At 35.3% G+C, this 13,706-nt stretch carries 13 protein-coding genes and 1 riboswitch; of the genes, 3 read left to right on the top strand and 10 right to left on the bottom strand.

The annotated features are described in order from the left end of the window. Nucleotide 1 precedes the first annotated feature (1 nt). The gene (locus SH09_RS10420; protein WP_042739585.1) at nt 2-1,384 is read right to left on the bottom strand and encodes a four-carbon acid sugar kinase family protein; all 1,383 of its coding nucleotides are present in this window, start codon (nt 1,382-1,384) and stop codon (nt 2-4) included. 8 nt (nt 1,385-1,392) lie between these two features. Continuing rightward, a complete protein-coding gene (locus SH09_RS10415) occupies nt 1,393-2,268 on the bottom strand; it encodes an NAD(P)-binding domain-containing protein (RefSeq protein ID WP_042739584.1) in 876 nt (291 codons plus the stop codon). Nucleotides 2,269-2,376: 108 nt separating this feature from the next. Here SH09_RS10415 and SH09_RS10410 point away from each other — a divergent pair, with 108 nt between their 5' ends. From SH09_RS10410 to SH09_RS10400, 3 genes are all read left to right on the top strand, one after another. Continuing rightward, nucleotides 2,377-3,003, top strand: a complete 627-nt coding sequence (locus SH09_RS10410) for a GntR family transcriptional regulator (protein ID WP_261793622.1) — start codon at nt 2,377-2,379, stop codon at nt 3,001-3,003. A 198-nt stretch (nt 3,004-3,201) separates the two neighbouring features. After that, entirely contained in the window at nt 3,202-4,137 is a 936-nt protein-coding gene (locus SH09_RS10405) for a VOC family protein (protein ID WP_042739582.1), read from the top strand. Nucleotides 4,138-4,155: 18 nt separating this feature from the next. Continuing rightward, nucleotides 4,156-5,217, top strand: coding sequence for an LLM class flavin-dependent oxidoreductase (locus SH09_RS10400; RefSeq protein ID WP_042739581.1), 1,062 nt, complete (start codon nt 4,156-4,158; stop codon nt 5,215-5,217). A 132-nt stretch (nt 5,218-5,349) separates the two neighbouring features. Here the strand turns inward: SH09_RS10400 and nrdG are convergent, their stop codons facing one another. The 8 genes from nrdG to xylB all read right to left on the bottom strand — a co-directional run bounded on the left by nrdG (nt 5,350) and on the right by xylB (nt 13,590). Beyond that, the gene (gene nrdG / locus SH09_RS10395; protein WP_042739580.1) at nt 5,350-5,886 is read right to left on the bottom strand and encodes an anaerobic ribonucleoside-triphosphate reductase activating protein; all 537 of its coding nucleotides are present in this window, start codon (nt 5,884-5,886) and stop codon (nt 5,350-5,352) included. Beyond that, nucleotides 5,883-7,823: an anaerobic ribonucleoside-triphosphate reductase gene (gene nrdD / locus SH09_RS10390; RefSeq protein ID WP_257211179.1), complete on the bottom strand. Its 1,941-nt coding sequence runs from the start codon at nt 7,821-7,823 to the stop codon at nt 5,883-5,885. Before nrdD ends, nrdG begins: the two co-directional genes overlap by 4 nt. A gap of 283 nt (nt 7,824-8,106) precedes the next feature. After that, the gene (locus tag SH09_RS10385) at nt 8,107-9,105 is read right to left on the bottom strand and encodes a ThiF family adenylyltransferase (protein WP_042739578.1); all 999 of its coding nucleotides are present in this window, start codon (nt 9,103-9,105) and stop codon (nt 8,107-8,109) included. After that, nucleotides 9,105-9,872 (bottom strand): thiazole synthase, encoded by a 768-nt coding sequence (locus SH09_RS10380; RefSeq protein ID WP_042739577.1) that lies wholly within the window; start codon nt 9,870-9,872, stop codon nt 9,105-9,107. The genes SH09_RS10385 and SH09_RS10380 overlap by 1 nt, the downstream gene beginning before the upstream one ends. A 1-nt stretch (nt 9,873) precedes the next feature. Next, a complete protein-coding gene (gene thiS / locus SH09_RS10375; RefSeq protein WP_042739576.1) occupies nt 9,874-10,074 on the bottom strand; it encodes a sulfur carrier protein ThiS in 201 nt (66 codons plus the stop codon). Beyond that, nucleotides 10,058-11,176, bottom strand: coding sequence for an NAD(P)/FAD-dependent oxidoreductase (locus SH09_RS10370; protein WP_042739616.1), 1,119 nt, complete (start codon nt 11,174-11,176; stop codon nt 10,058-10,060). Before SH09_RS10370 ends, thiS begins: the two co-directional genes overlap by 17 nt. Further along, nucleotides 11,169-11,753 carry a thiamine phosphate synthase gene (locus tag SH09_RS10365; RefSeq protein WP_042739575.1) on the bottom strand — a complete coding sequence of 195 codons (585 nt, stop codon included), beginning with the start codon at nt 11,751-11,753 and terminating at the stop codon, nt 11,169-11,171. The genes SH09_RS10370 and SH09_RS10365 overlap by 8 nt, the downstream gene beginning before the upstream one ends. Nucleotides 11,754-11,827: 74 nt before the next feature. Further along, a riboswitch (TPP riboswitch) is annotated at nt 11,828-11,937 on the bottom strand. Nucleotides 11,938-12,099: 162 nt separating this feature from the next. After that, complete coding sequence (gene xylB / locus SH09_RS10360; RefSeq protein WP_042739574.1) at nt 12,100-13,590, bottom strand: xylulokinase; 1,491 nt, start codon at nt 13,588-13,590, stop codon at nt 12,100-12,102. Nucleotides 13,591-13,706 lie beyond the last annotated feature (116 nt).

The raw sequence follows: 13,706 nt of genomic DNA, 5'->3' as shown, positions 1-13,706 counted from the left end.
TCTATTTCTCTCTATCTTTTGAATTAATATGATAAACTTCTGTCAAAGTACTTTCCTCGCCAATATTTCCCGGGAAAATAACATACGGCATATGACTGTATTTCGCTTCGTCACCAGTCAACCAAACTGGTACACCTTGTGTAATTTGCCCTATTACTTTAGCCTTCTTAATGTTCAAACCTTTTGTCGCCACATCACTAGAAGTAATACCGCCTTTAGCAATGATAAAGCGAGGCTGTATAGTCAATCCTTGAATAATTGCCACGAGTGCATTAGAAATATTTGTCGATATACTCAAATTATTGTTAAGATCTTCTGTTTTGATGACATCTCTCGAGGTGTAGATGACTACATCATGTCCTTGCTTTATCAAATTTTCTACTTGATTTACTTGTTGCTGAATATAATCTGACAATTTATCGTTCGTTACTTGTGTTACATCAAATTCAATACTGCTAATCGCTGCATGTTCTATTAAATGACTTAATTGTGCAGAAGTCTTCTTCACATGGGAGCCAACGATAATAATACCACCATGATCATTCGTACTATGTTCATTGAGATTAATGATTTCACCTGGTGTTTGGCACATTGATTTAACAAATGATGCCGCAGTTCTAAACATAAATTGCTTATTATGTTCAGTTAGATAAGCCGTTAAACAACTGACAAAGTAATCCATATCTTCATCATTCAAAGCATCTACGACGACTGCATCGAAATGAGCAACTGAGTCAAATACATTCCATATCGTAGCTTGATCACGTTGTCGTATCGTATCCAAATCAATATGGTATACGTCCTTTGCTGCTATTTCACCTAAACTCTGCTCTTCAATGAAGTCCGCCATTGTTGTTGCTGTATACCCGAATGTAGTATCAGTTGCAAACTCACTTTGCGCAACAGGGATGTATTGCTCTCCTTCCTTTAGGTAATGGGTACCATGATATGTAAAGCGATTGCCCTCAAAGAATTCAGGTAAGTAAAACACTGCATCAAATTGTTGATCCATCGCTTCACTTAACACCTTAGGTTCTAGATAAAAATGACCACGTAAAGTAGAGTCACCTCTACTCACCACGATATAGGGATGGTCTAGCTTTTGCGAAACAGCTTCGATATTTTTGCTAATTTGTTGATGTAATTCAATCGTCTGTGCTTCATTTAAAGCTCTTGAATTTGTTAATATATAGAACATTGCATTATCTTGTTTGAATCCATCTTCTATCAATTCTTGTGACCACTCTGTATAGACGGGTAAATCTTTAACCGTTTGTGTTCCTGTAGGGTCATCATCTAGTACAATAATCTTATATTTGAAATTGATTAATCCTTTGTCTATAGGGTCATTTAAAGTTGTGTTTATTTGTTCATTAGTTAACATCATTTCACCTACATATGATTTATTTTTTCAAAATATTTTATGATGCCTGAATGATCGTTAAGACCATTACCATGTGCAACTTCAGATTTATAGATTTCTTTAACTTGATTTGTTAATGGTAGGGTAAGACCAACTGTGTCTGCTGTCGATGTCACGTTTTTCATATCTTTTAGATTAATATTCAATGTACCACCTGGTTGATAATCCTCTGCAATCATCTTAGGAAACTTTGCTTCCATGACACTTGAACCTGCTAGTCCACCTTTGATTGCTTCGTGCATACGCTCTAAATCAATATCGAAACGTTTAGCTAACACTACTGCTTCTGACAATGCCGCTATATTTGTATTTACGATGATTTGATTTGCCAATTTTACGACACTACCAGAACCGACATCTCCAACACGTATTACGGATGCAGCAATAGGCGCTAAAACTTGCTGAGTAGTTGCTACATCATCAGGATCACATCCAATCATCACGGATAGTTCACCACTTATCGCTAAAGGTTCACCTCCACTAACAGGAGCGTCAATATATTTAATTTGTTTATGCTCAAGTACTTTACTAATTTCTAAAGATTCATTCGGTGTTAATGAACTCGTATCAATAATTGATTGCACATGAGTAACATCATAGTTCAACAATGCTGATTCTCCACTATATAACACAGCCTTTACGATAGCACCATTAGGTAGTGAGGTTATGATATGTTCCACTTCACTGGCCATGCTTGCTAAAGATACTGGTTTGGCACCGAGCTTTGCTACTTCTTGTTCTGATTCTTTATTTACATCATTCACAAATACTGTGACATTTGATTTTAGTAAATTTTTAACCATGGGTTTCCCCATAATTCCTAATCCTATAAAGCCTACTTTCATGATTGAACACCCTTTCTGAAATCGCTTACAGTTGTTAGTGTATACCAAAATCCATAAAATGTATACATTTTAATCCATAATTTTTTATAGTACACTATGAATGATGAGGTGAATCAATTGAATACAAATGAATTATCTATTTATGAAAAGATTAGAAATGACATTATTTCAGGTGAATTAAGTAAAAATGAAAAAATAACGGAAGCCAAACTTGCAAAAAAGTATAATGTGAGTCGTACTCCGGTTAGAGAAGCATTAAAACAATTAGAGTTGGAATATTTTATTAAAAACTCATATATTTTTATTCCTACAACAGAAGAATACAGACAAATATTTGAAATGCGCATCTTGTTGGAAAGTCATGCATTAAGAAAAGCAGCTATTGTCTATACTACTAGCGATTTAGCTGAATTGCGGAGTTATACTGATATTGATATAGAGCATGAAGCAGAAAGTAAAATTATCGACATTAATGATAAGTTTCATCAAAAAATTATGCATGCTACACATAACCAATTTATATTAGATACCTATCAAAAATATAAAAGTTTTATTTACCTCTTTAGTCAAACTGTAATTAACAAACGACGACCAGGACTAATAGAAGAACACCGTGCAATTGTAGATGCCCTTTTCAACAGAGACATTGAACTAGCAGTTTCTTTATTGGAGGATCATTTGAAGAAAGATTTAGAGTTTAGTTTATTCTATTTAGATTTCAAACAATCAGAATAATTATAACAGTAGCACCCATATATCGATGATGTGGTGCTATTTTTATAGCAATAAACAACAGGTGTTGCATTTTATACAAATCGATAGTATATTATATGTATCAAGTATACTTTTTATATCAAAAATGTTTTGTTTTTCTTAAATAAGGTAATTGGCAATTAAATCATTTTAATTAGTTGAATTTTAGGGGGCTTTCAAATGCATGTAACAGGTCATCATCATATTTCAATGTATACAAAAAATGCACAAATCAATAAAGACTTTTATACTCAAATACTCGGATTACGATTAGTAGAAAAATCCGTTAACCAAGATAATCCAACGATGTATCATTTATTCTTCGGCGATGAATTAGGAGCGCCGGGAACATTACTAAGTTTCTTTGAAATTCCTAATATTGGACAAAATCGTCCTGGTACTGACTCAATCTATCGTTTGTCTCTACTTATACCTGATCAAGCTGCTTTAGATTATTACAAAGCTCGCTTAGATGATAATGACGTCCACTGGGAAGCAATCACTTATTTATCTCAACCTGCAATTAATTTCAAAGATCCTGATGGTTTAAATTTAATTTTGTTAGTAAATGACGACTATGCCCTCCCAACAATGTGGCGTAGAAATCCTTACACAGATGTGCCATCACACCATCAAATACTTGGAATGGGTCCAGTCGAATTAAGGGTTAGAGATAGTAAACCGACGATTGAATTTTTAGCGCAAGACTTAAATTATCATCACCGCACAATTGGTAATGATGCACATATGACTGTTATGACTTTAGATGACGCAGGACTGTACACAGATTTCGTTATTATAGAACAACAAGGTGAACGTGCGCGTCCTGGTCAAGGATATGTACACCATATTGCAGTAACTACGCCGCAAGATGACGACTTAAATGCAGTATTAGAGACAATCAATCAACATTCAAAACCTAATTCAGGTATTATTGACCGCTATTTCTTTAAATCATTATATTATAGACATAATCGTATTCTATTTGAATTTGCTACAGAAGATCCTGGGTTCACAGTAGATACTAAACCTGAAGATTTAGGTAAACATTTAAATTTACCTGATTTTATGGAAGATCAACGCAGTGAAATAGAAGCAAATTTGCACGAATTATAAAATAAGGAGGCACCTATAATGGCACAATTAGAAATGAATAAACACACACCACTTGAATTTGGACTTTATTCTTTGGGAGATCACTTATTAAATCCACATAACGGCACAAAAGTAAGTTACGAACAGCGTATTAAAGAATTAATCGAAGCCAGTAAGTTAGCAGATCAAGCTGGATTGGATGTGTTTGCAGTAGGCGAAAGTCACCAAGAACATTTCACAACACAAGCGCACAGTGTTGTCTTAGGTGCTATTGCCCAAGCTACTGAAAATATTAAAATTTCAAGCTCATCATCCATTATTAGTGCAGCAGACCCTGTCAGAGTCTTTGAAGATTTCGCAACGCTTGATTTAATTTCACATGGCCGTGCAGAAATAGTAGCAGGTCGTGCATCACGTACTGGATTATTCGAATTGTTTGGCCTTGATATTAATGATTATGATGAATTATATGAAGAGAAACTCGCATTATTGCGTCAATTAAATGAATCTGAACGTATAACTTGGTCAGGAAAATTCAGACCTAATTTAAATAATATGAAGATATTCCCACGTCCAATCGATAATACATTACCAATTTGGCGTGCTGTCGGTGGTGGTCAAGCAAGCGCAATTAAAGCCGGTCACCAAGGTATTCCAATGATGATTACAACATTAGGCGGTCCTGCAGAAGTATTTAAAGATTCAATAGATGCTTACCGTACAGCTGCTGAAGAAAGCGGTCATGATATTGCGCCAACAAAGTTACCAGTGGCTACTGCGAGTTTATTCTACACTGCCGAAACAACTCAAGCAGCATTAAATGAATATTATCCACATTTAAATGTCGGTATTTCATTTATTCGTGGTCAAGGTTATCCAAGACAACAGTTTGAACAGGCACCAGATTATAGAGATGCATTAATGGTTGGTAGCCCACAGCAAATTATCGAAAAGATACTTTATCAACATGAACTTTATCAACATCAACGCTTTATGGCACAGATTGATTTTGGTGGTGTCCCATTCGATAAAATCATGAAAAATATCGAACTCATCGGAGATAAAATTATACCAGAAGTTAAAAAGCATTTAAGCAAATAAACAACGCTCGATTAAGCAGCATAAAAAAACTGTCGTCAATGATTTGACGACAGTTTTTTGTATTCATGTTAAAGCTAAACACTTCATTAACGCGTTATATTAGCGATTCAATTCATTATAATTACATTGTTATTAGGTTGTTATATATTCACACAGGTGTTGATTAGTTAATGATGCTTGTACATCAATGATCCGTTGATTAAGTGACCCTTTATAAGGTAGGTTTGAACGATAAAGATGCGCCATAAATGGGCCATCTACCAATACATCTATTAATTCTAAAAATGCACGTCTCTCGGAATTTCCACTTGCTAAATACTCAAATAAGAAACCACTCCAAACCCAAATTGTCTTACTGTTACCAAAACGTTGGCGAAATGCACGCACACAACGCAATGTTGTATCCAAATTACAAAATGGCTCACCACCTAATATACTCAAACCATCTATATAATCTGGAGCACAATTTTCTAATATTTCCTCTAGGACTTCCTCATTAAACCTTTCACCGTATCTAAAATTTTGAGCCGCCTTGTTGTAACATCCTTTACAGGCAAATGGACAACCTGAAACATAAATACTACATCGCACACCCTCACCGTCAACGAAACTTTGTGATTCTATTCTTGCAATATAACCTTGTCCGTTGATCAAATCTAAGATTGTCATACTGTCTTATCTTTCAAATGTTTAACACGTGCACAAATTTCCTTATGACGTCCTTCAATTGTTGGTCGTTGCACTGGATTGCCCAAATAACCACAAGTACGTTTTACGACATCTACAGTTTTTGGATTATCGTTACCACATTCTGGACACTGATATCCTTTTTCTGTTGTTTTAAAGTCACCTTTAAAATCACATTCATGACAATGGTCAATCGGTATATTAGTACCCAGATAACTTACTTTATCGTATGCATAATCCCATACAGATTCTAATGCCTTTAAATTGTGATTTAATTTTGGATATTCACAGTAATGGATATAACCACCGCTTGCATAAACTGGATAGTCTTGTTCAAAATCAATTTTCTCAAATGGACTCACATCTTTACGCACGTCATAGTGGAATGAATTTGTATAATAACCTTTATCTGTAATATCTGGGATGTCACCAAATATTTCTTGATCTAAACGACAGAATCTATCTGTAAGCGATTCACTCGGTGTACTATAGATACTAAACCATATATCGTAAGTTTCAGTCCATTTTAATTGATATGACTTCATTGCTTTTAATATATCTAAGGTAAATGCCTTTGCTTTAGATTGTGTTTCCCAATTCGGTCCATAAAATACTGTAGCCGCCTCGTAAAGACCAATATAGCCCATAGATAAAGTTGCACGCTTATTATTAAATATCGAAAATACCGTGTCCTCATCATTTAATTTGTATTTAAATGCACCGTTTTTATATAAAATTGGTGCATTATCTGGTGTTGCTTGTTTAATTCTTTCAATGCGATATACTAATGCATCATGCATAATTTCCATACGCTTATGGAAAATCTTCCAAAATGTCTCGATATCACCATTAGACTCAATAGCAATACGCGGTACATTCAATGTTACGACCCCTAAATTACAACGTCCGTTATTTTCAAAGTTACCATTTTCATCTTTCCAAGATGGTAAAAATGAACGACAACCCATTGGTGCTTTAAAATCACCTAATAGTTCCACAGTTTTATCATAATTTAAAATATCTGGGTACATACGCTTTGTCGAACATTCTAATGCCAATTGTTTAATATCATAATTTGGGTCCTGTTGCTCTAAATTGACACCTCTTTTAATAGAAAATACTAATTTAGGGAAGATTGCAGTAATTCTATTTTTCCCTAATCCTTTAATACGTGTATTTAAGATCGCTTGTTGAATCTTACGGCTATAACAATCTGTTCCTAATCCAAAGCCTAAGGTTACAAATGGTGTCTGACCATTTGAAGTATATAGCGTATTGATTTCATATTCTAAACTTTCAATTGCGTCTTTAATGTCACGTGTAATCTGTTCGTCGATATATGTATCTATATTGTCCTTTGTAACAAATTTTTCTGCTGTTTCGCGGTGCTTTTGCTCATTAAAAATAACATAATGACTTAACAATTCATCTACACGATCAATCGTACATCCACCATATTGACTGCTCGAAACATTTGCTATAATTTGCACTAATTGTGCCGAAGCAGTCTGTATAGATTTAGGTGATGTCACAGTAGCATTACCGATTTGAAAGCCTTCTGACAGCATTTTTTCAGCATCAATTAAACAACAGTTTGTTAATGGCTGAAACGGATGATAATCTAAATCGTGAAAATGTATTTCCCCTTTTTTATGTGCAGTTGCCACATTTTCAGGTAATAAATAATTTAAGGCATAGGATTTAGAGACTACACCTGCCGTCAAATCTCTCATTGTTGAAAATGTTGCACTATCTTTATTAGCATTTTCGTTAACGACCGTTGGGTCCTTTGTTATTAATCGTTTTAAATCTTGTTCAAGTTTGTTCATTTGATCCCCTCTCATTCCTATATGTTGTGTCTTAGTTAAATATAAAACACAATATATAGTGTTTTCAAACTGGATTAGGGCTGTTAACAAATTTGCCAAAACTTTATGAAGGATTATTGAACTTTAGTTGCAATGACAAATTTCTTTTATTTACATAATAAAAAAAGACTAAGTTATCTACAAAGTCACTACGATTGCACTCAATTATTATTCACGGTCAATATTTAAATAAATACTTGAGTACTATCAATCTCCCATACTTTAATCTCTATGTTATAAAACATAAAGTTAGAAAATAGGAAATTAGCAGTAGAGTTTAGTCTTTTTAGTGTTTAATGCCTATTCGATTTTTTGATTACAATCATTTAATAGATTATTTAACGCTTTTATTCAAAGTAAGGAAAAGTTGTTGTGCATCCGCTTCTTCGTCTAAGCCGTAAACGTTCATTCTACCATCTTTAAATAATGTCATTTGATAACCTTGATAGGTCATCAACTTAGCAAAGTCATTTTGCTTAACAATTGTAGTAGGTAAGAGCGTTGCATAATTAAACACTGAAGGGTTGAAACGCAATAGATAGGTATTCCCACATTGCTTTTCAACGTGTTTGGTCCTTGGCTGATTTAAATATTCATAGTGTTGTCGTTTACAGACTGGGCACTGATGCTGCTTTAACCCACTAATATTTAATGTCTTCACATCAATAGTAAAGCTATCCATCGTGATTAACTTTTTAGAAAAGCCATGACCAGATAGCCACCTCAATAGTTCAGAAACCTCCATACTAGCAACCTGATAAATAACTGGTGGCAATACACCATTGATTGCACAACTCTCTCCTGTTTGAGGAACGGTCTCTAATAAACATTTAAAGCAAGGTCCCGTATAGTCAATGGCATACACTGAACCTTTACTTCCCACTGCCGCTCCATATATCCAAGGTATTTGGCATTTATGACATGCTTCATTAATAAGAAAGCGCATTGTAAAGTTATCCATTCCATCAATTACGATATCCGGTTGATACGTCTTTAATAAATTTTCAATATTGTTATTAGTGAGCTCTTGATATAGCGCAGTGATTTTCACATTACTATTAATCAACTTTAATTTATTTTCAAGGGCAATTACTTTTGGTTGCAATTGTTCAGCATCCATTTCATCAAATATCGCTTGACGATGTAGGTTGGATGTTTCAACGACATCCATATCAATGATGGTTAGACTGCCTGCACCCATCCGAGTTAATATTTCCGCACAGTGACTCCCCAACGCACCTGCACCAAGTATCATGATATGAGTGTTTTCAAGTCGACTTTGCCCATGTTTACCAAATGGTGCATAAATCGCTTGACGTTGGTATCTTTTCATTATAAAAATCCAATTCCTTCAGTCGGACTAGATGCTTGTGCTGTATATTTCACTGGGATTCTTCCAGCTTCAAAGCTCAATCTACCCGCATTGATACCTAACTTCATCGCTTCTGCCATTTTAACTGGGTCTTCTGCACTTGATATCGCCGTATTTAATAAGATTGCATCAGCGCCTAGTTCCATTGCATGACAAGCATCTTTTGGAGAACCAATCCCAGCATCTACAATCACCGGTACATTTGTACGTTCTATTATATATCTTAAATTCAATGGGTTGTTAATGCCTCTACCCGTTCCTATTGGAGAAGCTAACGGCATAATCGCATGGACACCTAATTCCTCTAATCGTTTAGCTAACACGACATCATTAGAAATATATGGGCATACTGTATAACCTTTTTCCAATAATATCTTACAAGCTTCATAAGTCTCAATTGGATCAGGTAACAGTGTTTCATCATCTCCAATCACCTCAACTTTAATCATGTCACATACACCAGCATGATTCGCAATTTCAGCAATACGTACCGCTTCTTGTGCAGTTTTTGCTCCTGCAGTATTAGGGAAGGTCACAAAATTTGATAAATCCACTTGAGCAAGTGGGTTAGGTAAATCTTTGTCATAAAGGTTCATTCGACGTACTGCAAATGTTAACACCTCAGTTTCTGATGCTTGTATCGCTTGTTGTTGTATATCCTCATTCTCAAATTTGCCAGTACCTAATAATAGTCTCGAATTTAATTTAAATTTACCAATTTCAATCATCTTATCCGCCTCCTACAAACTCTAATAATTCTAAACAATCTTGATCTCTTACCACTTGAACAGGAAACTGTTGTCGTTGAATCAATTCTTCATTGTGTTCAACGATGATTCGATTTTCATCTAATCCCATTTCTTGAATCAATTCTTGAATATTTAACTCTTTGCTAAATTTAAAGCTGTCACCGTTAATAATGCATTGCATTGTCAACACTCCTCTCAATTCTAAAATCTTGTAAATCTTCTGGACGTTGCCCAGTTAATAACCATTCACACATCAAAGCACCAATATATGGCGATAATAAGATTCCATTGCGATAATGCCCTGTGATAACAAACAAATCTTGCGCCACCTCATCCATAACTGAACGTTCTTCTTTACTATAAGGTCGTATTCCGGACCATTCATGTAGCATCTGACTATCTTTTAATTGAGGTACAATAGTCGATGCTTGATGTAAGAGCCAATCTCTTCCTACCGACGACACTCCGACAGAGTAATCATCAAAGTAACTTGTAGCACCAATCATGTAACGGTGTTGTAACTTTGGAATGATATAGCAACCATTCGTCATAAATAACGTTGTATTCAAATTCAATGTTGGGTGTTCTACGAGTAACGCTTCACCTTTGACACCTGTAACATTATGCGATTGTAAGTGGGGTGACACTAACCTACCACTCCATGCACCACCAGCGACGATAACCTTTTTACCATAAAACGAACCATTCTGTGTCTTCACTTTGTAACCTTGTTTAAGTGATTCAATATGATGCACTTCCGTATGATAACAACGTTCCACGTTCCGCCTTTTTATAGACTCAAGCAGTGCTTTCGTATATCGATTAGCATTGACTTGATGATCGTCCGGTATATACATCGCCTGTTTGCCATTGTTCATAACCTTATCGTTGGTCAATTCACATAATCTTGAATCCGTTAGCAACTCAATCTGGTCATTATATTGCTTTAAAAATTGATACTGCAATTGAATGTCATGCGCATCAGCTTTCGAGGCGTTTATTTTAATTAAGCCACTGTTTAAATATTCAATATCTAAAGCGACTTCATCCAATAATTCACTTGCTAGTGTTGGAAACATTTGTTGTGATTTACGCGCGATATGATAGAGCGCTGATTCTTGAGTAAATTCATTTTGTGCACCTAACATCCCACCAGCCTTATACGAGGCATGCATGCCAGGTATATCTCGATCAATTATAGCTACATGGACCGAATGTTCACTCAATGCTCTCGCTACCGACATGCCCATAACACCCGAACCAATAATGATGACATCATACATATGCATGCCACACCTCCTTCAATTGATCTAAATGTGCAACATTATCTTTTTCAAAAAGTGAGATGCCTGCAATACCATCAAAGCCATTTGGCAATTGAGCAATTGTTCGATGATTGATGCCACCTAACGCGACCACTGGAATATCATATTGCAATGCCGCATTAATTTCGTCAGTTGTCCGTGGTGCTATGCCTGGCTTGGATTTCGTTTCAAAGATATGACTAAACAAGACAAAATCTAAACCACGTTGCGCTGCCTCAGCAACCATCCTACTATGATGCGTTGACTTGCTCACCTGAATATGTGGAAAGCGCTGCTTAAAAAATAAATCTTGATTATTATATTCTTTAAAATGAATCGCGGTTAAAGCACAACGATTTAAAACATCTATATTTTCATGAATAATTACTTTTTCTTTAGGAAATTGGTACTGTAGCAACATATTAATCCAATCAACCAATTCGTCTGATGACATTGGAGTTCTAACAATCAAATAATCAATATGTGCTTCAATAGCTAAATAATGCATTATATCCTTTCTTGCTAAATATTTATCTGCTGTTATCGCTACAAACATGCCTTTCACCTCTAATAAATAAAAAAACGTTATTTTTCTGTGTAGAAAAATAACGTTGAATGAACGAATACTAATTGTTTATAACGCCACTTTCCTACGCCAGTACAAACTGGATCAGGTTCAAGGAATCCCTATGTCACTACATCGGTCTCAGCCTTTAATAAAGGCACTTCCAGTGGTTTCTATGAAATTTTAAACTTGCATACGTCACATGTAAATGACATATATAATTAATTTAAACTTAACTCATTATGTATTTATTTTCAAGTTCAACTTAATTCACTTGATAAATTATAAGTTAACTCTATGCTATAGTTTTCAAATTTAATTTTCAAGCAACAAATTTTTATTTTTTTGATAATGACAACAAACTTGAAGTCAATTCACGCGTTTGTGTATATATTTTTTTATACACCTCAAAGTATTGTTGATATTGTTCGTGGCTGTTCTGATTCGGATAGAATACTTGCTCAAAACAGATAAATGACTCCATGATAGCATCTAAATTGTTATACCAATTTAGACCTTTAATCGCGAGTATAGCCGCTCCCATACATGGCCCTTCCTCATACTTCAATCGCTTTACCTTAGCATTAAACATATCTGCTTGCAGTTGTAACCAGAAATCATTTTTAGCGCCTCCACCAATGGCCACCACCTCTGATATTGCCTTACCCTTTGCTCTTAATAGGCAAATGGACTCATACAAGGAATAGGTGATACCCTCTATTACTGCACGTGCCATATCACCCCTAGTGTGCAATGCACTGAGCCCGATAAAGCTACCACGTATACTCGAATCTCCATGGGGTGTCCGTTCGCCTGATAAATAAGGCGCAAATAACAAACCATTACTCCCTATATCCGATGCATTTGCCTCTTTAAAAATTTGCTCATATGATACATCAGACAAGATATTACTACGCAACCAATTGAGACTATCACCCGCAGCAAGTGTGACACCCATCACATAGGATTGATTAGGGATAACATGTTTGAAAAAATGCAAATTATGTCGATAATGAGTCTTTGCATTACTATCACAACTTAATACAACACCAGAAGTTCCAATACTACATAGTGTTTGTTCGTCTTTGATAACACCTGCCCCTAAGGCACCACAAGCATTATCTCCTCCACCAGCAAAGACAGCTACATCCTCTTTCAACCCTAATTTCCGAGCTAATTCTGGAGTTACATAGCCAACAAAATCCTCTGATGCCACCAGGTTCGGAAGTATGTGATCTACAGTAAAGTGCGTGGCCAATTCTTTCGACCACGTTTCTAGCACAGGATCTAAGAGCAAAGTGCTCGATGCATCCGAATACTCCATATGAAGATTGCCCGTCAATTTATATCTAACATAGTCTTTGGGTAATAAAAATGTAGCAATTTGCGCCCAGTTTTCAGGTTCATTTGCTTTAATCCATAATAATTTCGTTAACGTAAACCCTTCTAAAACAGGATTTTCTAACACATAGTCCCCCAATTTCTGCCTTATTTCTACGCATTGTTCAGTCGTTCTAGTATCGTTCCATAAGATTGCATTACGAATAGGTTGATTGTGTTGATCAAGTATTACAAGACTGTGCATTTGACCAGATAATGATATGCCATGTACCTTAACATTCGCCATTTCCGGATCTTGTAGTATTTTTTTAATACACTGAATCGTCGCACTTACCCAATCATCAGGTCGTTGTTCATTATATCCTGCTTGAGGTTGAATCATTTTTAAATGTTCGCTCACAGTTTGTATGACCTTTCCTTGCCTACTTACAGCTATAACCTTTACAGAACCAGTGCCTATATCAATTCCTAATACTGCATCAATCATGCGCATCGTCCCTTTTCAAAGTATTTTTTTGATAAAAATAGCATGTTATACGTTTTAATTTTTTATACGACATATTTATAACACGTTTAAATAAAAAATCAAATTCAATTAAAATT

The sequence above is a fragment of the Staphylococcus gallinarum genome (assembly GCF_000875895.1).
Taxonomy (GTDB): domain Bacteria; phylum Bacillota; class Bacilli; order Staphylococcales; family Staphylococcaceae; genus Staphylococcus; species Staphylococcus gallinarum.
Note: the sequence above shows the minus strand (reverse complement) of the source record. Positions and strands in the feature narration are given on the sequence as shown.

What these genes read in the sequence shown, in the direction of transcription:
- SH09_RS10420 (WP_042739585.1), bottom strand. Translation starts at nt 1,384, where the DNA reads ATGTTAACTAATGAACAAATAAACACAACTTTAAATGACCCTATAGAC.
- SH09_RS10415 (WP_042739584.1), bottom strand. Translation starts at nt 2,268, where the DNA reads ATGAAAGTAGGCTTTATAGGATTAGGAATTATGGGGAAACCCATGGTT.
- SH09_RS10405 (WP_042739582.1), top strand. Translation starts at nt 3,202, where the DNA reads ATGCATGTAACAGGTCATCATCATATTTCAATGTATACAAAAAATGCA.
- SH09_RS10400 (WP_042739581.1), top strand. Translation starts at nt 4,156, where the DNA reads ATGGCACAATTAGAAATGAATAAACACACACCACTTGAATTTGGACTT.
- nrdG (WP_042739580.1), bottom strand. Translation starts at nt 5,886, where the DNA reads ATGACAATCTTAGATTTGATCAACGGACAAGGTTATATTGCAAGAATA.
- SH09_RS10385 (WP_042739578.1), bottom strand. Translation starts at nt 9,105, where the DNA reads ATGAAAAGATACCAACGTCAAGCGATTTATGCACCATTTGGTAAACAT.
- SH09_RS10380 (WP_042739577.1), bottom strand. Translation starts at nt 9,872, where the DNA reads ATGATTGAAATTGGTAAATTTAAATTAAATTCGAGACTATTATTAGGT.
- thiS (WP_042739576.1), bottom strand. Translation starts at nt 10,074, where the DNA reads ATGCAATGCATTATTAACGGTGACAGCTTTAAATTTAGCAAAGAGTTA.
- SH09_RS10370 (WP_042739616.1), bottom strand. Translation starts at nt 11,176, where the DNA reads ATGTATGATGTCATCATTATTGGTTCGGGTGTTATGGGCATGTCGGTA.
- SH09_RS10365 (WP_042739575.1), bottom strand. Translation starts at nt 11,753, where the DNA reads ATGTTTGTAGCGATAACAGCAGATAAATATTTAGCAAGAAAGGATATA.
- xylB (WP_042739574.1), bottom strand. Translation starts at nt 13,590, where the DNA reads ATGATTGATGCAGTATTAGGAATTGATATAGGCACTGGTTCTGTAAAG.